At 48.5% G+C, this 19,500-nt stretch carries 16 protein-coding genes; 8 read left to right on the top strand and 8 right to left on the bottom strand.

Annotation, left to right across the window (positions count from 1 at the left end; genetic code table 11):
• Positions 1 to 128 precede the first annotated feature (128 nt).
• Together BMZ51_RS08960 and BMZ51_RS24055 are read right to left on the bottom strand one after the other, a co-directional pair.
• Complete coding sequence (locus BMZ51_RS08960; protein ID WP_068000525.1) at positions 129 to 1,007, bottom strand: alpha/beta hydrolase family protein; 879 nt, start codon at positions 1,005 to 1,007, stop codon at positions 129 to 131.
• Between the two features lie 366 nt (positions 1,008 to 1,373).
• Positions 1,374 to 1,511: a hypothetical protein gene (locus BMZ51_RS24055; RefSeq protein ID WP_175485009.1), complete on the bottom strand. Its 138-nt coding sequence runs from the start codon at positions 1,509 to 1,511 to the stop codon at positions 1,374 to 1,376.
• A 91-nt stretch (positions 1,512 to 1,602) separates the two neighbouring features.
• Between BMZ51_RS24055 and BMZ51_RS24490 the strand changes: the two genes are divergently transcribed.
• Positions 1,603 to 2,304, top strand: coding sequence for a DUF2267 domain-containing protein (locus tag BMZ51_RS24490; RefSeq protein ID WP_244277615.1), 702 nt, complete (start codon positions 1,603 to 1,605; stop codon positions 2,302 to 2,304).
• Between the two features lie 235 nt (positions 2,305 to 2,539).
• Here the strand turns inward: BMZ51_RS24490 and BMZ51_RS08950 are convergent, their stop codons facing one another.
• Together BMZ51_RS08950 and BMZ51_RS08945 are read right to left on the bottom strand one after the other, a co-directional pair.
• Positions 2,540 to 3,826, bottom strand: coding sequence for an amino acid permease (locus BMZ51_RS08950; RefSeq protein ID WP_068000829.1), 1,287 nt, complete (start codon positions 3,824 to 3,826; stop codon positions 2,540 to 2,542).
• A gap of 219 nt (positions 3,827 to 4,045) precedes the next feature.
• Complete coding sequence (locus tag BMZ51_RS08945) at positions 4,046 to 5,422, bottom strand: tyrosine phenol-lyase (RefSeq protein WP_068000530.1); 1,377 nt, start codon at positions 5,420 to 5,422, stop codon at positions 4,046 to 4,048.
• 1,286 nt (positions 5,423 to 6,708) lie between these two features.
• Here BMZ51_RS08945 and BMZ51_RS08940 point away from each other — a divergent pair.
• Positions 6,709 to 7,137, top strand: a complete 429-nt coding sequence (locus BMZ51_RS08940) for a DUF134 domain-containing protein (RefSeq protein WP_068000533.1) — start codon at positions 6,709 to 6,711, stop codon at positions 7,135 to 7,137.
• A 137-nt stretch (positions 7,138 to 7,274) separates the two neighbouring features.
• Here BMZ51_RS08940 and pheT read toward each other — a convergent pair whose 3' ends face one another.
• Positions 7,275 to 9,698 carry a phenylalanine--tRNA ligase subunit beta gene (pheT, locus tag BMZ51_RS08935; protein ID WP_068000538.1) on the bottom strand — a complete coding sequence of 808 codons (2,424 nt, stop codon included), beginning with the start codon at positions 9,696 to 9,698 and terminating at the stop codon, positions 7,275 to 7,277.
• Positions 9,699 to 9,725: 27 nt separating this feature from the next.
• Entirely contained in the window at positions 9,726 to 10,808 is a 1,083-nt protein-coding gene (pheS, locus tag BMZ51_RS08930; RefSeq protein ID WP_068000541.1) for a phenylalanine--tRNA ligase subunit alpha, read from the bottom strand.
• Positions 10,809 to 10,986: 178 nt separating this feature from the next.
• Between pheS and BMZ51_RS23890 the strand changes: the two genes are divergently transcribed.
• Positions 10,987 to 11,250, top strand: coding sequence for a hypothetical protein (locus BMZ51_RS23890; RefSeq protein WP_139201367.1), 264 nt, complete (start codon positions 10,987 to 10,989; stop codon positions 11,248 to 11,250).
• A gap of 32 nt (positions 11,251 to 11,282) precedes the next feature.
• On the opposite strand, the gene BMZ51_RS08925 is transcribed toward BMZ51_RS23890, so the two are convergent.
• Positions 11,283 to 12,971: a P-loop ATPase, Sll1717 family gene (locus BMZ51_RS08925; RefSeq protein ID WP_139201366.1), complete on the bottom strand. Its 1,689-nt coding sequence runs from the start codon at positions 12,969 to 12,971 to the stop codon at positions 11,283 to 11,285.
• Positions 12,972 to 13,831: 860 nt separating this feature from the next.
• Here BMZ51_RS08925 and BMZ51_RS08915 point away from each other — a divergent pair.
• Positions 13,832 to 14,107 carry a GIY-YIG nuclease family protein gene (locus BMZ51_RS08915; protein ID WP_139201365.1) on the top strand — a complete coding sequence of 92 codons (276 nt, stop codon included), beginning with the start codon at positions 13,832 to 13,834 and terminating at the stop codon, positions 14,105 to 14,107.
• Positions 14,108 to 14,120: 13 nt separating this feature from the next.
• On the opposite strand, the gene BMZ51_RS24050 is transcribed toward BMZ51_RS08915, so the two are convergent.
• On the bottom strand, positions 14,121 to 14,291 hold the full coding sequence (locus BMZ51_RS24050) for a hypothetical protein (RefSeq protein WP_175485008.1): 171 nt from the start codon (positions 14,289 to 14,291) through the stop codon (positions 14,121 to 14,123).
• Between the two features lie 92 nt (positions 14,292 to 14,383).
• On the opposite strand from BMZ51_RS24050, the gene BMZ51_RS08910 reads away from it, so the two are divergent.
• The 4 genes from BMZ51_RS08910 (at position 14,384) to BMZ51_RS08895 (ending at position 19,313) form a co-directional block, all read left to right on the top strand.
• Positions 14,384 to 15,256 carry a LysR family transcriptional regulator gene (locus tag BMZ51_RS08910; RefSeq protein ID WP_068000551.1) on the top strand — a complete coding sequence of 291 codons (873 nt, stop codon included), beginning with the start codon at positions 14,384 to 14,386 and terminating at the stop codon, positions 15,254 to 15,256.
• Positions 15,257 to 15,759: 503 nt separating this feature from the next.
• Positions 15,760 to 16,680, top strand: a complete 921-nt coding sequence (locus BMZ51_RS08905) for a sugar ABC transporter substrate-binding protein (RefSeq protein WP_068000554.1) — start codon at positions 15,760 to 15,762, stop codon at positions 16,678 to 16,680.
• Between the two features lie 69 nt (positions 16,681 to 16,749).
• Positions 16,750 to 18,318, top strand: a complete 1,569-nt coding sequence (locus BMZ51_RS08900) for a sugar ABC transporter ATP-binding protein (protein ID WP_068000557.1) — start codon at positions 16,750 to 16,752, stop codon at positions 18,316 to 18,318.
• Positions 18,315 to 19,313, top strand: a complete 999-nt coding sequence (locus BMZ51_RS08895) for an ABC transporter permease (protein WP_068000560.1) — start codon at positions 18,315 to 18,317, stop codon at positions 19,311 to 19,313. The genes BMZ51_RS08900 and BMZ51_RS08895 overlap by 4 nt, the downstream gene beginning before the upstream one ends.
• Positions 19,314 to 19,500 lie beyond the last annotated feature (187 nt).

Below are 19,500 nucleotides of genomic sequence, written 5' to 3'. Positions count from 1 at the left end.
TTGTAATTTTCAATTTTTCGTCATGTAAAAGCAGTCTGTCAGCACTCAAAGGTGCAACAGACTACTTCGATATTTTGGTCGGCTTTCTAACATAATCCGAAAGGAGATTTCCATCTGTGTGGAATAAGTTAGGCAGCAGCGTTTTTAAGTTCAGATGCACCTAGAATCTCCGGCCACAAGGCGGCATTTCGTTTACAAAATGCGCTCATGTGTCCGACGGCACCAATTCCATAATCAGCTGGGTGAAGCAGCTGACGTGTGATCTGCGCTCCTTTGAAGCATGATGCAAAGCGATCAACAGAGGCCGTGGGAGCGACGTCATCATCTGTGAGGGACATGATCCGCAGCGGGCCTGTGAACGGCTCCTCCAGCATCAGCGGCAGTGTGTCACCAAGGTCGCATTTAAAAAACGTTGGTGAGGTACACCATTTACGCAGTTGCCAATAAACACCTGCAGGAAAGTCCGCGCCCAGTCCCATTGATTTGCCGGGCAAGTATCCCTTCATGCGTGTAGCCACCGGACCAAGCAAGTACCAATAAGCCAACACAGCGAAGATATAAGGTAGATGGTGATCACGCCAGTATGCATGGCCACACGCGACAGCTGTGACCTGATCCACTTTCCTAAGATTTTGATGGAGTGGCATCATGAAAGCACCCATAGAATGCCCAATCACATGAACCTTAGGAGTATCCGCCAGCTGCAAAAGGGCCTCCAATGCAGCCTGCTGATCAAACACGCCCCAATCAGAGATCGTTGCTTCAGACTGGCGAGGATGCACCTTAGAGGATGCTCCAAAATCGCGATAATCATAAGTAAGACACAGGTGTCCTTGCTCCGCGACCCATTCGGCAAACCGAACATAAAATGCCTGATGTACACTAATTGCACAATTAATCAAGATCGATGATTTCGGCTCACCAGCGGGCCAATAAGCCGTGCCAACCAGTGTTGCGCCCACGCTTGGGATCGATACTTTTTCCGTGCGCCTCTCACTTGTAGCCATGGTAATTCCCTTCACAAAATCACAGATATACGCACATCAATCTGCGTACAATTTTTTGTGATAACGATCAGGCAAATACAGAAGGTGAATGAAATTACTTCGATTTATCAGAAGATTTCATGAATACAGAAGCGAGTAATAATATTAGTTCAACCTTACTTTGAGCATTAAGACCACCAGCATAAAATTACTAATAGCAGTAAGGTAGTTATTATAATGATTTGATTTTACTAGATAAATAAAAAGGCAGCAGAGCTAGAATCCCCCGATACTCTAGCTCTAGCTGCCTCGTCATTGTGGTCCACGTCAGGTTTCTTTCCGTCCTCAGAAACCTGCGCTCAACACTCAGTTGGACAATTCTTTGAGTTATTCCTTGCTGGTATCAGCATCCAGACCAGCGACAACGCTATCTGTTGATCTACCGCGCAAAGCAAACTCAGAAACCACAACCATTCCAAGGATCGCAAAGAATACACAAATGAATAATACCAAGCCGAAAGTCATAGTACCTCCACTTCAATGACAACTGAAGGGTAGATAGCAGCTTGATCTATGTCAATACAGTTTTCAAGCTTGGCTGACGCTCATGATACCGATGAGCGGTTCGGACTTTGCTTTATCTGTCATTTTGCAGCGCACAATGTCGCGCCCCAAATTTTATTTTATACATCTCTGCCACGCCTCTTTCGATTCGCCAACTCTATGCCCAGACCTCAGCGTATATACGTATTCTTACCTATTAATCACCAAAGTGTTCTGGCAAAGAAAGAATAGTTTTGCACTGCAAGATGATAAGCTATGCTTTTCCGGGAATTCAGTAACCGCGTGTGTGATGCCATTCTCAGGAAAAATTGTTATGCCCATGCCACAGGAATACCAACTCGCTTCGCAGCAATTCGAATCCTTTCTCAAAGACGCCCAGGAAACGCTCGGCCTGACAACCCGCAACCAGACCTACACTAGCGTACAGGCGGTATTGCTGACCTTTCGTCACCGTTTGTCTCCCGAGAAGATTCTGCGCTTTGCAGATGCTCTTCCTCCTGTATTGCGTGCAATTTTCGTAAGTGACTGGCAAACGGAGCAGTTCATCAGCCGCTTTGGAGATTATCAGGACTGGATCATGGACGTAAAAGCCCTTCGCACCCATCATAATTTTTCACAGGAAACAGCCGTCTGTCAGGTGAGCAAGGCGCTACGACAGTATGTGGATCTTTCTCATTTCCAAGCAACTTTGGAAACCTTGGGAGCAGACGCTGTTCGGTACTGGAGTATTGATCTGCCAGCAGAAGGTCGTTGAGAGCGGTGCTTTTGCCGGAGCTCGTTATCTGGCAGCTGCCCTTACACAAAAAGGGTGCTCCCCCTCCCTGGAGTAAGCACCCTTTTCTGATGGCTCTGCGTGCTACAAGAGTGCTGAGACCATCTAAGACACGCTTGCCGCAACTGAGGGATGTCGCGGCAAGCTGATTGATCCTAGAATGCTGGCTGGATTTAATGCATCTTCAGCAGTGCCTCTGATGCAATTGAGGCCTTGTCTAGTGACCAAAGATAGGCAGGTTCCCTGTCAGTTCAAACGCTGTGATGATGAACACGACAATACCAAAGCCAAAGACCATAGCCTGCCTGGTGGTACCACCAGAGACCTGAAAAAGGCCCGGGTTACGTTGACGACAGATGCGCACCATGATGATCGGTGTCAGCAGACTGAAGATCACCAGCACGACACCTGCATAGCCGATAGCTGTGATGAACCCATTAGGGAACAAGATTGCGAGGATGATGGTTGGTACAAATGCGATTGAACACGTTTGCAATTTCCCCACCCAAACACTGGTGTCAAACTTGAACAAATCAGCGATGTAATCGTACAAGCTGAGCGACACACCCAAGAAGGATGTTGCAACAGCCATATTGCCAAATATCTGCAGCGCGACAGAGATATTTGTGCCGATACCGGACTCGCCAAGTGCGCCTATAATGCTACCAATATTGCCACCTTCTGCGATGATTTCAGGGAACAGATCACGCGAGAGATTCCCGAACACAGCAAACATCCAGAGGAAGTAGAAAGCGCCAGCGAGCAAGATTGCGTAGACCAATGCCTTTCCCGTGCGCTTTGCGTCCTTACCAAGGTAGTTGGTGACCGTTGGCACCGTGATCTGCAGTCCGAAACTCGCAACCAGGAAGCTGATTGTATAGAACGCATAAGGTGTGCGATCAGCCAGGCTAATGTCTGGGAACAGATTTGCAGTGGAAGAGTTACCAATCAGCGCACTCAAGCTCATCAAGAAGGTGATCAGCATGCCGCCGATCAAGATTGTTGTGACACGATCAACGACCTTTGTTCCGCAAAGTACTATCGAGAGCAACACCACAGCAAAGATCAAACTCGCCAGACCGGATGGCATATGTATGTCACCGAAGATTGAGAGCGAGTATGTGATGATAGAGCTACCGCCTGAGATGTAGGCGTAGGTAAGTACATAACATAAAAAAGCGACTGACAATCCATTGATCAGTCGCCCGAAGTTGCCAATTGTTCCTTTGGCAAGACTGTCGTAGTTAGACCCTTTCGGGAAGTGAAGCGTTACCTCCATAATGTACATAGACGCACTATGCATAATGTAGCCAACTACAATCATTAGAACGAGGCAAACACTGAACCACACGCCACTGTTTGCTACTGGCAGTGAGAACATGCCGGCGCCGACTGCAGTGCCCGCTGCAATCACACTAGCGCCGAGGATGGTCCCCTGACCTTTTTTCGAAGGTTCTGCCTCTGAATCTTCTGGAGATTGTACTTGTTCGGTTGCGATGGTCATCATGAGCCTCCCAACTCTGGTTTTTTATTACCGTGACCAATAAGGAATATTTTTATCGCCGCCCACAAACGACAAGAGCAACGACACTAATACGTAGTATTGATTTATATTAACAACTAAGAACTGGATTTTTATATTTGAAACCGAAGGAGAGAAAACTTCCTCTCCTCCAATTCTTCAATCGCAATACGTATCTTTACTACTTGGAACCGCGATTATTTAGATTTCGCTGAAGCGGCCAGTGAAGAAGCGTAGTACTTTTGGTTCAAATACGAACTCAAGACCACGGATACTTTCACGGTTTTTGTAAAGCTCGATAATTGCGTCTGCGACGTAGTCCATGTGAGCGTATGTGTACACGCGACGTGGGATTGTCAGACGAACAGTTTCAAGCTTTGGCACGTGGTTCTTGCCCGTTTTTACATCACGACCAGCTGAAACAATGCCGCGTTCCATGGTACGAACACCAGAGGTACGGTAGATCGCAGCTGCCAAGGCTTGTGCAGGAAGCTGTTGCTGGTCAAGATGAGGTAGGAATGCACGTGCATCCAAGAAGATTGCATGACCGCCGTATGGTTTAACCATTGGCACGCCAGCCGCTTCCAAACGCTCACCCAAATAACGAATCTGGTTTACGCGGTGTGCAATGTAGTCGTATTCAACGGATTCTGTAATGCCGATTGCCATCGCTTCCATATCACGACCTGCAAGACCGCCGTATGAAGGCATACCTTCGAACTGAACAACCATGCCTTTTGCTTCAAGGAACAGCTCTTCGTCGTTCATGCACAGGAAGCCACCGTTGTTTGTCAGGCAATCTTTTTTGCCGGACATGGTGCAGCCATCACCGTAGGAGAACATTTCAAGCAGGATTGCCTTGATTGACTTGTCTTCAAAGCCTGCTTCGCGGTCTTTAATGAAGAATGCGTTTTCAACACAACGCGTTGCATCGTACATCACCTTGATGCCGTGCTTGTGACAAAGCTCGCTGACTGCTTTGATGTTTGCCATGGAAACAGGCTGACCACCAGCAAGGTTCACGGTCACAGCAAGACAGATGTAAGGGATCTTGTCCCCGCCAACTTCATCGATAAGTTTCTGCAGCTTGGCAATATCAACGTTACCCTTGAAAGGCACGTCTGCAAGGTCTGGCTGGTGAGCTTCATCGCAGATTACGTCAACAAATGTTGCACCGTTGCGCTCTTGGTGGAAACGCGTTGTGGTGAAGTACATGTTGCCAGGCACGTAATCGCCCGGTTTAATTGTAAGGGTGGACAGGATATTTTCTGCACCACGGCCCTGGTGAGTAGGGATCAGGTACTTAAAGCCGAAGTATTCTTTTACAACTTCTTCCAGGTGGTAGAAGTTTTCAGAGCCAGCATATGCTTCATCACCAACCATAAGGCCAGCCCACTGCTTGTCTGACATTGCGGATGTACCGGAATCAGTCAGCAAATCAATGTAACAGTCTTTAGACTTCAACAGGAATGTGTTGAAGCCAGCTTCCTGGACTGCTGCTTCACGACGCTCGTCAGAAATGAAGTACATTGGTTCAACAGATTTGATCTTGAACGGTTCTGGCATAAACTTAGACATAAGAGCGTCCTTTTACTTGCTTCTTCGTTATTGCGTTGGCTGTGGTTTATGTAATCGAATTGGTGAAAGGCGCACATCTCATGTAACTATTAGTATAAAATAGAAAACAGGAGAATTTGATACGCCGTTTCGCTTTCGTTCATCATTAAATATCGAGATATTGGCTTTTAACAATAAGTAACAATATCAACATGTGCATATCTATATGATGAATATACAGATCGCAGTCACTTAAACCTCTATGAAATACGCATAACATTCAAATTGACAAGCGTATTACTTGACCAAACGATTACTAGCATCGATTAATCTTGGTCGCGCTGCGATCTATATATTTCCTCAACCAAGCATTAGTTAAAGAGATCCCGTCCCTTGCTCATAAAACAAAAGCAAAAGTTACAAAAACTCTATTACCGCATAAGCAATATCAACGTTCCATAGTTTAAGCCTGGAACTCAAATGTATTGCCAGCATCCAATCACAGATTTTCAGATACACCTATTGCATTTCATCAAACTGATATGGACATTTACTTGATTGAAGATGAGTGCATGTTCTTGCTGGCTTTCGCGCTCTGCATCTTTGGCAGACTATAAGAGGCTAAAGGCAGGGTCACATGCGGCCATGCAGCAGGAACGACACTGCTGCAAGCTTGGGAACCGTTAGACGAGGTGCAGGTTATTCGCCATGGAAACATCTTCGATGTGCCAAGGTAATTTATAGCTCTTCAATTTATTCAAATACACTTGATACCAGCGCATTTTCCAAGTCCCAATGTAATTCAGTTTCTAAATTAATTACACACGCAGGAGTTTGTAATTTTTTGCGGTAAAGTCAAAAAGAAATACTACTTACGAGCGTAGGCTCGCTAGGAGTTCCCGCCCATGCGCGATTAGGTTTCAATCATCAGATCTCTGAAATACCAAGGGGCAGCCTGGTATTTCAGATCACGAAATTTCGGTTCCGTTCAGCTCAGTGTACGCAGTATTTATATTCTTGGTTCCACAGGATTATTACTTTGAGTGTTAACCTACCGGTGCATTATTTTGTTTGGCTGAGCTCATCACTAAGGAAAAATGAGAGCACGCTCATTCTCCGTCGAATCATTCGCTCTCTTTACGAGTGCTCCTAGCTTAACTAGGACCACGACCCTTCTGCTAAACATTTCTTAAATCTTGGAGCGCTTGCATCTCCGGTAATGAACTTATGTTCATTTACGAACTTGTTTGATCTGTCCGAGCCTGCCATCTTTATGAACATAAGATCATTACTAGAAAGCACTTGATATGCCCCGCCCCAAAAAACGCCGGATGGTTCAAAAGAGTTCCAAAGTTCGATTTTTCAAGCCGCAAGGAGTACCATTGAGCGAATTGAAGGCTGCTGTGTTGAATGAAGATGGCATTGAGGCCCTGAGGTTAGCCGATGCTGAAGGGCTGGAACATACTGCAGCAGCTCACTTAATGGGAATTTCGCGTCCGACATTCTCACGGCTGGTTTCGCACGCGCGCACCACAGTGGCGACGGCTCTGACAGAAGGAATGGCGCTTAAGATCGACGGGGGTGGGGTTGACCTTGTACACGCCTGCAGGCCCAAAACTGAGTTGAACAGTCAAGACTGCCAACAAATACGGCGACGGCGCGGGTTCTGTGGTCGGGCTAGTGTTGTTTCACAGGACGTTGGTGTAATGCCAGAAGAAGGCGTCGATGACGCTTGAAGTGGCTGGAGCGATACCCCCATTTACGATCAAGAGGTCGGCCTTTTACAAATCACCGCGTTGCATAGGTGATATCAACCTTTAAAAAAGCGGCCTCCAGTTTGTGAAGGCCGCTTTTTTCATTGCTTAAGGTCGTGTTATCCGCGCAGGGTACCGCCGGTAGCCTTTTGAACGGATGCAACAATCTTGTTTGAGACTGCTTCAATATCCTCGTCCGTGAGGGTCTTTTTGGTTGGCTGTAGCGTCACATCAATCGCGAGTGATCGCTGACCTTCCGGAACACCCTTCCCTTCGTAAATATCGAAGAGATTCACGTTTGTGATCAAAGCTTTATCAGCGCCTTTGGCAGCGCGAAGCAGCTTATCAGCTGGAAGCGATGCATCTACCAGGAACGCGAAGTCCCGTTTGACTGGCATCAGGTCCACCGCATTCAGCGCACCTTTGGATTTGGTTGGCTTTTTCTTGGGTGCCGGAACCGCATCAATGAACACTTCAAACGCAACAAGCGGTCCTTCAATGTCCAATTCTTCCAAGGTCTTAGGGTGAATTTCACCGAAATACGCAAGCGTATTTTTAGGACCCATCTTCAGCGCACCGGAGCGACCAGGGTGATAGTAGGATGGGGCATCTGTGAACACCATCAGCTTGTCTACCGCAGCACCAATCGAAGAAAGGACAGCGCCTGCATCAGCCTTTGCGTCGAATACGTCAACATTATCAGCGTTTTGTGACCAATGACGACCTGATCCCATTGGCTTTGCTGTGCCGCGACGGATGCCGGAAATAACCATTTTCTGGCCATTTTCAGTATCGTTTTCAAAGACTTGGCCGACTTCGAACAGAGCAACATCTGCGTAACCACGGTCCGCATTGCGCTGGGAAGCGGAAAGGAGGCCTGGAAGCAAAGACGGGCGCATGTCTGACATGTCGGAGGAAATCGGGTTTGCCAATGATAACATTGGGTTACCGCCACCGAACAGCTCAGCTTGGGCTTTTGAAATGAAGGACCAGAGTACGGCCTCATTCATACCGCGTGTTGCAAGCGCGCGGCGTGCACTGGAGCGGCGGATCTGGCTGAGGGTCAGCACCTTCTGCGAGACAGGCTCCATGCGTGGAAGGGTAGCAGTTGGCACTTTGTCGATGCCGACAATGCGCATAACCTCTTCTACCAAATCAGCTTTTCCGTGTACGTCAGGACGCCAGCTTGGGGGAGCAACTTTAACCACATCACCGTTGCCAGCGACCCAGAAACCGAGGAGCGAGAGGATGGCTTTGATCTCGCCATGAGAGACTTCCAAGCCGGAGATGCGCTTTACTTCGCTCAGTGGGAACTCAATAATGCGCTCTTCCTGAGGCACTTCTCCTACAACGTTGAGGTCGGACGCTTCGCCGCCGCCGCACAGGTCCATGACCAATTTGGTTGCAACTTCAAGCCCTTCCACCATGTATGCAGGGTCAACACCGCGCTCAAAACGGTAGCGTGCGTCGGTAGATACTCCCAGTTTACGACCGGTGCGAGCGATGCGATTTGGGCACCACAGCGCGCTTTCGATCACAACGTTGGTTGTGGTTTCGTCACAACCTGTTGATTCTCCACCCATAATTCCGCCGAGAGACTCCAAACCGTTGTCATCTGCGATGACTACAACGCTTTCATCAACGGCATATGTTTTACCGTCAAGGCCGACAAGTTCTTCGCCAGCTTTACCGTGACGTACCGTCAGATCACCAGAAACCTTATCTGCATCAAAGACATGCAGCGGGCGGCCCTGATCGAACGTCATGTAGTTTGTGATGTCGACAAGGGTATTAATCGGGCGCAGGCCGATCGCAATCAAACGCTTTTGCATCCACTTAGGGGACGGGCCGTTTTGAATGCCACGGACCACACGATAGCCAAATGCAGGGCAGTGTTCTGGGTTATCTCCCAGATCTATAAGGACTTTTGGGTCGTTTGCGTTGCTGTGTGCGTTGATTTGCGTTTTTTGCGGTGTTTTGAGCGTGCCTATGCCGGACGCTGCCAAATCACGCGCAATACCGTAAACGCCAGCACAATCTGGACGGTTTGGCGTCAGGCCGATTTCGATGACCGGATCATCCAAACCTGCGTACTCTACATATGGGGTGCCAACTGGTGCATCTTCTGGCAGGTCGATAACGCCGTCATGTTCGTCTGAAAGTTCCAGCTCCCGCTCGGAAGCCATCATGCCGAAGCTTTCCACGTCGCGGATTTTGCCAACTGCAAGTGTTACGTCCAGACCAGGAACATAATCGCCCGGTTTGGCAAATACGCCGACCAGACCGGTACGGGCATTTGGTGCACCGCACACAACCTGCATTGGCTCGCCTTCGCCGGTGTCTACTTTCAACACGCGCAGACGATCTGCATTCGGGTGCTGAACAGCTTCCAACACGCGGGCGATTTTGAATGTGCCAAGACGGTCAGCCGGATTGGTGACTTCTTCAACTTCCAGCCCGATGAGTGTCAGGCGTTCAACAATTTCATCAAGGCTTGCATCGGTCTCAAGATGGTCCTTGAGCCAGGAAAGGGTGAATTTCATGTGTCTGCTCTTTTGTTAGGACCAAGATTACTTGGAAAGGCCTGCCATAAGGGATGGAACGTCCAGTGGGCGGAAGCCGTAGTGCTTCAGCCAGCGTACGTCTGCATCAAAGAAGGCGCGCAGGTCATTCATGCCGTATTTGAGCATTGCGAGGCGATCGATCCCGATTCCCCATGCAAAGCCCTGGTACACATCCGGGTCCAGACCACAGTTGCGCAATACGTTTGGATGAACCATGCCGCAACCGAGGATTTCCATCCAATCGTTACCGGTGCCAATTTTCACTTCTGCACCAGAGCGATCGCACTTCACGTCCACCTCCATGGAAGGTTCGGTGAATGGGAAGAAGCTTGGGCGGAAACGCAGTTCCACATTATCGACCTCAAAGAACGCTTTGAGGAATTCTTCCAATGTGCCTTTCAGGTGGCCGATATGCGTGGTCTTGTCGATCACGAGGCCTTCCATCTGGTGGAACATTGGTGTGTGGGTCTGATCGCTGTCACAACGGTATGTACGGCCCGGAATGATAATCCGCAGTGGCGGCTCTTGAGAGCGCATGGTGCGGATCTGTACTGGGGATGTATGCGTGCGCAGCAACATGCGCTCGCCCTCTTCCTTCTCATTGAAGAAGAAGGTGTCGTGCATTTCGCGGGCTGGGTGGCCTTCCGGGAAGTTCAAAGCTGTAAAGTTCAGCTCGTCTGTCTCGATATCGGGTCCTTCAGCAACGGAAAAGCCCATGTCCGCGAAAATTGCGACCAGCTCTTCAGTAACCTGAGAAACAGGGTGGATGCGGCCTTCTTCTGCCGGGGTGTTGCGCAAAGGCTGGCTTACATCAACTGTTTCTGATGCCAGACGGGCGTTGAGTGCTTCTTCCTTCAACACGTCTTTGCGGGCTGCAATTGCCTCGCCAACACGGTTTTTGAGGGTATTGAGCAGCGGGCCCATTTCCTTGCGCTCTTCCGGCGTCATTTTGCCAAGCGTTTTCATTTTTTCAGAAACGCTGCCCTTTTTGCCAAGGGCGGCAACACGCACATCTTCCAGTGCGGCTTCAGAGTCAGCACCGGCAATCGCGGTGTTAATCTCGGCTTCGAGTGTTTCGAGGTCGGACATAATCCCTCAAGGGTTTGCATGTGCCAGCAGCTGAACACAGTTTGAGTCAGAGCCGGGCAGATAAAATTCGTGGAGGTCTTTTAACGAATGCTGGCAGCGCAATAAAGGGGCTGATTGATAATCAGGCTCTTAGATTTCCTCAATACTCCCGTTTTTCAGCGGAAACTGAGGATTTGCGGTGAAAACACCCACTGGAGTTGCACGTGCAATGACACGCCCTGCCCCGCTGCCTAAACGCTCTTGCTTAAATGAGGACGCCAAACGGGCGAGCCCAAAGGCTCAGCGGCGCGGTTCTCACTCATGTCAGGGAGCTTTAAGCCAAGCCCATAAATCGCCCACACGCCGGACCATCATGGACACGGGCGGTGATTTTTACAGCGATGTGCATGCGCAGCGGCATTGGGAATCCTTTGAGGATTGGTGGTGGTATGTTGGATGGTAGCGGAAAAGGTGTCGGATGGGAAGGGGAAAGCCTTAGGACGTCTCGTAACTTCGGTGCTGATGCTTATTTTTGTTGCCGCTATAAATGTTTAGGGATCGATGTAGCATTTCGTGAATTCTAATTTTCGTATCATGTTTGAAGGAACTTTCCGAAATAGACGATGCTCCTAGGTGGCTATAACTATAAGGAATTTCGGAGCTTAGCTTTAAACCGACAACACCGACCCTGTAGAGGACCACAAGTGATTTTCTCGCTAGTTCATCATAGGGATCACCGCGTTGTTCTGCCGTCCAGAAAGCCACTTTTTCTGCGGCAACAAACAGCGGATCAAATGCTTCTTTGTCCTTATCAGCAATTCTATAAGCCAAAGCTTCCATGTTTTGCTTTGAACTGAACTCAGAAAAAAGAAGGACATCAGATCTATTCTCTAAAACTGAGAGCAGACTGGCTAGCGAAGGGTATGCAGACTTCCATTCTTCAATCAATGCCTGTTTTCGATCCACAGCATACGCAAGTTCAGCTGCATTTATATGCTTGGGAGTTATTTCAGACGCTCCATCAGCCTCTTTCAAACATTCGTTAACAAATGCGATAGCATCTCGTGGCCTAAATAGAGTACGAGCTAATATATAATCTAAAGATTTTTTACGCTTTATCTCATGGCTAAATATATCATCAAAGCACACATTATCCTTCGTATATTTCTTCCTGAAGAGATAGTTTATACGCTTTTGTAGTAGCTCGTTAAGTTCCCGGGTACTCCAACGTATCTCTGAGATGTAGTCTTTATACTTCTCACTTTGAAAGCCTAACTCATCGTTTTCCTGTTTCGTTCGTTCCAACACATCTGATCTCAATGCGACTATAATCTTTAAGTCATGGATTTTTCGAAATTTTTGAAGAGTTTGGATCAGCGCATTGATCAATCGAAATCGTATCCGCTCTTCTGCCCAGTTTAAGTCGAGCTGATCTATCAAAATATAGTATGTGCGCCCTCGATTTGTCTCCTTGGAGCCATTAGAAAGCGCCTCAATTACGCTTGAAAGAGCAGCAAGCTGTCCACTATCAATTACTTTTCGAGCACGAGCGACAAACTCACTTTTCTGTTGAGCACTCAAGTTTTGGCCATACCCAGCCTTTGTTTTGAACTTATTTACATCAACTCCTAGTTCCGCAGTTATGTTGCGCTCATAAGTTTCTGTAAGACTTCGAATGCTTTCATCCATGGTGATCCAGAATACGGACCCCCACTTTTCAATATATTGCTCAGCAATCTTTCGCTTGTGATCCGACGCAAAAAAATCAAGTATTTTATCAAATAAATAAGTAGAATTAGGCTCGGAGTTCGAATGGTACTTCATTTTGATATATTCAATAATCAAAACATGTTTCCAAAGCGTTTGAAAGAACATATCAAGATTAGCACCGATATCATCCAAAAACCTGATGATATCTGAATTACTTATATAGTGCATGGACATATCTGAAGGAATAATTTCAGAGGTTTTTCTATTTTTTTCTTCAATATGCTTAAGAATAGCGGTTTTACCAGCACCAGTTCGACCTGCGAGGATCATTTTAGCAGATTCTAGGTCCATAATCTCGCTAACTGCACGGTGTGAAACAAAGCAGTTATTTAAGAAATCATAGTCATTTTCTGCAGAAACATTTCCTATGCGGGCATCATAACTAATTATTGGATTACTTTGCTTCTTAGCCACACCATCACCCAAATATCTAAAATTTGATATAAAATAACTTTCATAATACATATTATTCAGTATGAATATATATAGACCAATAAAAAGCTTTAGATTTCAATACTCTAATATTTGGAATACCATTTCTTACCCTTCAACACTCAGGAGCTATTTCTATTTGCAAAATACGCTGTTCGTTAGCGGAGCCCCCTCCCAACCGTTGCAGAAATGCATGAGTGGGGGAGGTTTTGGGTTTGGGCGTTGACAGGTTGTGGAGTTGTGTTTCTCACTCATCTGAGAGACCTAAAAACCCCACGTCAGCCGGATCTACTCGCTTAACTATCTGACTTTCTCCCTATCTTATACCGGCAAACGCTTTGCTATAAATGCGAAAGCGCGCCGTGCTAGGGTGCTGGCTTCGCAGTGCAGGTGATGAGCAGAGTGGTTGCCTCTGGTGTCATCCCGGCCCCCGAGCCGGGACCCATAACCACTTGCGTTGCTGATGAATGCAGGGCGGGAGGCGAGGCCTGCCGGAGCTCTCCTCGTTTGCCAATGCGAACTTCATTTGATGATGGAGGGCGTTTGTTGATGCGGTGGATGCAGGGGAATGTTGTGCCCTGTTGCTGCTGTTTGACGTTACCCGCTGGTTCCGGGGGTATGGGTCCTGGGTCTTCGCCCGGGATGACACCGAGGGGATGTGGGGTGCGAGGTGCTGAGGTTTGAGGTGGGGCTGGATTTGCAGTGGAGGTGGTGAGCAGAGTGGTTGCCTCTGGTGTCGTTTTGGTCGCCGAGCCGGGATCTATACTCCCTGTATTGATTGGTGAGTTTGTGCTGTGGTGGCAGGGGATTTCTGGCTGCATACTTGGTGGATGTTTTACTACATGTACATTCTTGCAAGCCGGAAGCATGGGACGCTTTACACGGGCATGACCAATAATCTGTCTGAGCGCGTGCATCAGCATAAGACGAAGATGAACTCAGGTTTTACGGCCAGATATGGCGTCTCCAAGCTTGTCTATTATGAGGTTTACGAGGAACCTCATAAGGCTATTTGCAGAGAGAAACAGATGAAGCGCTGGCGGCGGGAATGGAAGATTCAGGCGATTGAAGAGAAGAACCCTCATTGGGAGGATTTGTCACTCTGCTTAGGTTTTTGAGCCGAGGCTGGGATCACGGCGTGAAGACGTACAGGAGGGTGAAGGCAGCCGCCACGATGGAGGCCATGGCGAGGAAGTAGGGGCGTGCGCTGGTGCTGGCGTAGTTGGTGTAATAATCTTCCAACTGCTGGTGGGTTGGGTTTGGCGGGTTTCTGTCAGGTTCCTGAAGTGGGAGTATCATCATGCTGGCTGCTTTTCATTGAGGAGAACTGTGCCTATTCTCAAGTGTGTTTGCCCTGCCCGATAGCGGCCAATTTTCGAAAGCGGTTTTCAAAAATGAAGGTTCGATTACTGGATAACCTCAACGCCTTTTTGGTGTTAGCTGCTTGTGGCACGCTGAGTGAAGCAGCGCAGCGGCTGGCGTGCAGCCCCGCCACATTAAGCCGGCGTATGCAACAACTGGAAACGGATGTTGGGCTTAAGTTGTTTGACCGTGTGCATACGGGATACACATTAACCGATGACGGCAGGCAGGTTCTGGACCAGCTAGAGCCGTTTCAATGTGCGTATGCCGGGTTTGAGCAGTGGCTCAGTGCAAAATCTCAGCGCCCACAGGTGCGGGTTTCTGCGGGCACCTGGACTATGAAATTTCTAAGCCATCACATGAAGAAATTGCGACAGACAGGAGACCCGTTTGACGCCGTTTTTATCAGCAGTGAGGATCGGCTGAACATCAAAAAGCGCGAGATTGATATTGGCCTGCGCAACTCTGCCCCTGCTGAGATTGGCCTTGCCAGCAAGCGCTTACCCTCTGTTATGTTTGCACCTTACATCTCAGCGGATTTGCCAGAAGGCAGTGATGCCCCCTGGCTCGGTCTTTTGCCCGAGTTTGCGACCACAAGTTCAACCCGCTGGGTCCTGGAGCATCAAGCAGCGCAGATTACAACCTATGTAAGTTCTCAAGCCGCCCTGTTTGATTTGGTATGCGCTGGAGCTGGAATTACTGTATTGCCGTTCTTTCTGGGCGATGTGAGCGAGAATCTAAGGCGGGCTGGGCCAGTGATTGAACAACTCACCCAAAACCAATGGGTCACCCTGCATGATGACCGACGGCATTTGCCTGAGGTGCGGGCAATGACAGACCGTATTGTGAAGGTGATTGAAGCACACCGTCAGCCATCTCAGGCCGATTTAGAAGCAACGATTTAGCATCTCTGCGGGCAAGGCAGATTTGCAGGAAAATTGCTTGGCTTGAGGCCCCCACCGCTCGAACCTATCGGTACTAATATCTAAAGTAGCACCAAGCCAACCTGCAATTTATGATGGTTGTCCACACACAGACCTACCTTAAGATAGTGCCAAAACAGCGCACCTAATTTTGCTCGGCTTTTCAGTCGATTGCCCTCGTAAATCTACGCATCATGCAGATTTCCATAATCTTCACAAATCCAAATTTTGAGTGAAATATCTGAGCACTAGCAATTTTCAGTGGATCCTATTAATTATCTGAGCCTGTCTGTTTCCAAGCCATCCTGACAACGAAAATTCACCCCAATATGCGGCTTTCTGCATGGTCAACTTCCCGAGTTGTTGAATGCATTCAATTTAATGAAACCATTCATATTGACAGTGAACACCCTGTAATATTTCAATAGATAGGTCGAGTGAAACCGGTATTTGAATCGTTTCATAATATAGTTGGGAGGCTTCTTATGAAGTTTAAAAAGTTCGCTGTGGCTGCGGCTACAAGCCTTGTCATGCTTGCAAGTGCTGCGCAGGCTGAAGATAAACCAGTCGTCGGTCTCATCATGAAATCACTAGCAAATGAGTTCTTTCAGAACATGCTAGAAGGCGCAAAAGCACACGAAAAACAGCGAGGCGATTACAAACTCCTTGCTGTTGGCATGCAAAACGAAACAGATTTTGAATCTCAGATCAACGCAGTAGAAAACTTCATTACTCAGGGTGTTGACGCCATTGTTGTTGCGCCAGCCGATTCACGGGCAATGGTGCGTCCTTTGAAAAAGGCGATGGCCGCAGGAATCGTCGTTGTAAACTTCGATGTTGCCCTTGATGAGGAAGTAAAAAAACAGCAAGGCGTGAACCTGGCATTTGTTGGTCCAGACAACCGCAGCGGTGCCAAAATGGCTGGCGACGCACTGGCTAAAAAGCTTGGTAAGGGCGGCAAAGTCGTAATCATTGAAGGCAACCCAGGCGCGGACAATGGCATACAGCGTGCACGCGGCTTCAGGGATACAGTTGCAGAGTATGGTTTGGACCTGGTGGACAGCCGTACAGCACACTGGGAAACCGAAGAGGCAAACTCTGTCTTTTCAAACATGCTGACAGCACACCCAGATATTCAGGGCGTTATGGCGGCAAACGACTCCATGGCAATCGGCGTTGTTAAAGCGCTTGAAAGCGCTGGACGTGATGACATCATGGTTGTTGGTTTCGATAATATCGATGCTGTTGGCCCAATGATTTATGATGGCCGGATGCTCGCAACGGTTGATCAGTTTGGTCAGGCCATGGCGGCAAACGCAATTTCCATGGCTCTGGAAGTTGTAGCTGGCGGCCCAGACCTTGAAGGCTGGGTAACAACCCCAATTGAGCTTGTTGTTGGAAAATAAACAAGAAGCAGACCCGCTTTGTTTTAAAGCGGGTCTTCCCCCTTTGCCTCCCAATTAATAGGACGCAATATGCCAGCACAATCGCTCTTTGAAGCGCCGGTCGCTGACACTGACCAAGTTTTTCTGGATGTTCAAGGCGTTAAGAAATACTTCGGGGGTGTTAAAGCGCTCGACGGAGTTAGCTTCTCCCTCAAACAAGGTGAGGTCCACGCCCTTGTTGGAGAGAATGGCGCCGGAAAATCCACTCTCATCAAGATTCTTTCAGGTGTGTATTCGTTCGACTCTGGTAACATCTCACTTGAGAACACCTCTTACCAACCAGAGAGCCCACAGGAAGCAAAAGCGCGCGGCATTCAGGTTGTTCATCAGGAATTCAACCTGCTCGAACACCTCAGCATTGCCGAAAACATCTCCATTGAGCGCCTTCCCAGAAATAAGTACGGGCTTTTAAACAAGGGGGAGATGAACCGGCGTGCCCGCGAAGCCCTTGATGCTATCGGGCTCACTGATATTGATGTTCGCGTGCCTGTTGGTTCACTGGGTATCGCCCATCGGCAGCTCATCGAGATCGCCCGCGCGCTGCAATCGAAAAGCCAAATCCTCATTTTGGACGAACCAACCGCAACGCTCACAGAGCGCGAAACCAAGCGGCTTTTTAAGATCATCGCCGCGATTAAGTCTGAAGGAGTGACAGTCGTTTTTGTCTCTCATCACCTGGATGAGGTTTTCGCTATTTGCGACCGGGTCACTGTCTTTCGAAATGGCAAAACAGTTGCTACGGACAAGATCAGTCATATGACGCCTGAGGGCGTTGTGCAGCGTATGGTTGGCCGACACCTTGAAGCTGGAACGCGTCAACACACAGATAAGCAGACATTTGGACCTGTCGCATTGCAGATCGACGCGATGCGTACCATGCAAAACACAGGTGACACGGGCATCTCGCTCAACCTTCATTATGGTGAGATTGTTGGGATTGCAGGGCTCGTCGGGTCTGGCCGCAGCGAAATTTTGCGCGGGATATTCGGCATAGACCCTATTCACTCGGGGACAGTTTATCGTGATGGCGAAGAGGTCAATTTCAAAGGCCCGCAAGATGCCATCAAAGCCGGCATCGGTTTTGTAACCGAAGACCGCAAAGACGAAGGCCTGATCCTGGATATGCCGATTGCGGCAAATACCTCTTTAGTAAACATTCACGAGCTTAGCAAAACCGGGCTTATTCAATTTACTGAAGAAAACCGGCAAGCGCGCGAGAGCGGGTCCAGACTTAAACTGAAATACGGCAAGACCGCTGATCCAGCCTCAAGCCTTTCAGGCGGCAACCAGCAAAAGGTTGTGCTGGCCAAGTGGCTGGCCTGCAACCCCAAGGTTTTGCTTCTGGACGAGCCAACACGGGGTGTGGACGTTGGCGCGAAAGCAGAGATCTACAGCATTTTGAAGGACTTGGCTCAAGAAGGGGTGGCTCTTTTAGTGGTTTCCTCTGAGATGCCTGAATTGATGACATTGGCGGATCGCATCGTCGTGCTTGCTGAACACGCAATTCAAGGTGAATTGAAGCCGAGTGAATTCTCTGAGGAGAATATCCTTAAACTGGCATACGGGCAGGCTCAACCCGGCGAAGGACATACATCATGACTATTCAAACTGGCGATGAGGTCGCCCAAGCGAGCGGAAACTTTTCTATCCGTACTGTGCTTCACAATGCTGGTATTGGCCTTGCTCTTTTAGCTCTCATCCTTTTCTTCTCGATTTTCACCGAGCACTTTCTTACAGCCAACAACATCACAAACATTCTGACTCAGGTCACGATTAACCTGATCCTTGCCGTTGGAATGACCTTTGTCATTCTCATAGGTGGTATTGATTTGTCAGTCGGCTCAGTCATGGCCTTCGCATCTGTGATCGCCGGGAAAGCCATTACACTGGCTGGTCTGGGGCCTTTCGAGGCGATTGTCCTTGCCGTGATAGCAGCAACCGCTGTTGGGGTTGTTTGCGGGGCTATTAACGGCACCATTACGGCCCGTTGGTCCCTGCCCTCGTTTATCATCACGCTTGGGATGCTCAATATCGCCCGTGGTGCCGCGCTTCAAGCTTCCAACGCCCAGACAATCTATTCGTTTCCGCTTGCCTTTGAAGATTTTGGCTCCGCGATGTTTTATGGCGTCCCGGTCGTTTTCATGGTGGCTCTCGCGCTCGTGTTTATTGCCTGGTTCATCCTTAACTTCACCGTGTTTGGGCGGCTTCTTTACGGGATCGGCAATAACGAGGAAGCTGTGCGTCTCGCAGGGCACTCGGTGTATCGCTACAAGATTGCCGCCTTTACGATTTGTGGATTAACAGCTGGCATTGCGGCAGTGGTTTATATGGCCCGCCTTAATATCTCCAGTCCGATCGCTGGTATTGGGTTTGAGCTTAACGCAATTGCGGCGGTCATTATTGGTGGTACCAGCCTGAACGGTGGACGCGGCTCTGTTATTGGGACGCTGATTGGTGCGTTCATTATCGGGGTTCTGGCGAACGGCTTAATCCTTATTGGCTTGAGCGATTTCATGCGCCAGATGATCACCGGCGTGGTTATCATTATCGCCGTTATCCTGGATTATTACCGAGCAAAATATACAAGGCGGTAAGTGCTTTATATGGCAAAGTGGGTGCTGAACACAGTGATTGCCTTGCAAGGCTGGCCAGCACCCACTTTGATACTAAGAACTCTTCTAAAACCCATGGCGTGTTGCAGGTCCAGTCAATCTGATTATGTCGGTGATAGAGACAGAAAAGTGGAGGATTTCTCCTAGAAAGCCTCTATTAGAGGAGATT

Source organism: Pseudovibrio axinellae (assembly GCF_900110875.1).
Lineage (GTDB): Bacteria > Pseudomonadota > Alphaproteobacteria > Rhizobiales > Stappiaceae > Pseudovibrio > Pseudovibrio axinellae.
The sequence above is the reverse complement of the archived record's forward strand: the minus strand, read 5'-3'. Positions and strand labels throughout refer to the sequence as shown.

What these genes read in the sequence shown, in the direction of transcription:
- BMZ51_RS24490 (WP_244277615.1), top strand. Translation starts at nt 1,603, where the DNA reads ATGAGCGGTTCGGACTTTGCTTTATCTGTCATTTTGCAGCGCACAATG.
- BMZ51_RS08950 (WP_068000829.1), bottom strand. Translation starts at nt 3,826, where the DNA reads ATGACCATCGCAACCGAACAAGTACAATCTCCAGAAGATTCAGAGGCA.
- pheT (WP_068000538.1), bottom strand. Translation starts at nt 9,698, where the DNA reads ATGAAATTCACCCTTTCCTGGCTCAAGGACCATCTTGAGACCGATGCA.
- BMZ51_RS08895 (WP_068000560.1), top strand. Translation starts at nt 18,315, where the DNA reads ATGACTATTCAAACTGGCGATGAGGTCGCCCAAGCGAGCGGAAACTTT.
- BMZ51_RS08910 (WP_068000551.1), top strand. Translation starts at nt 14,384, where the DNA reads ATGAAGGTTCGATTACTGGATAACCTCAACGCCTTTTTGGTGTTAGCT.
- BMZ51_RS08905 (WP_068000554.1), top strand. Translation starts at nt 15,760, where the DNA reads ATGAAGTTTAAAAAGTTCGCTGTGGCTGCGGCTACAAGCCTTGTCATG.
- BMZ51_RS08960 (WP_068000525.1), bottom strand. Translation starts at nt 1,007, where the DNA reads ATGGCTACAAGTGAGAGGCGCACGGAAAAAGTATCGATCCCAAGCGTG.
- BMZ51_RS08940 (WP_068000533.1), top strand. Translation starts at nt 6,709, where the DNA reads ATGCCCCGCCCCAAAAAACGCCGGATGGTTCAAAAGAGTTCCAAAGTT.
- BMZ51_RS24055 (WP_175485009.1), bottom strand. Translation starts at nt 1,511, where the DNA reads ATGACTTTCGGCTTGGTATTATTCATTTGTGTATTCTTTGCGATCCTT.
- BMZ51_RS08945 (WP_068000530.1), bottom strand. Translation starts at nt 5,422, where the DNA reads ATGTCTAAGTTTATGCCAGAACCGTTCAAGATCAAATCTGTTGAACCA.
- BMZ51_RS24050 (WP_175485008.1), bottom strand. Translation starts at nt 14,291, where the DNA reads ATGATGATACTCCCACTTCAGGAACCTGACAGAAACCCGCCAAACCCA.
- pheS (WP_068000541.1), bottom strand. Translation starts at nt 10,808, where the DNA reads ATGTCCGACCTCGAAACACTCGAAGCCGAGATTAACACCGCGATTGCC.
- BMZ51_RS08900 (WP_068000557.1), top strand. Translation starts at nt 16,750, where the DNA reads ATGCCAGCACAATCGCTCTTTGAAGCGCCGGTCGCTGACACTGACCAA.
- BMZ51_RS08915 (WP_139201365.1), top strand. Translation starts at nt 13,832, where the DNA reads ATGTACATTCTTGCAAGCCGGAAGCATGGGACGCTTTACACGGGCATG.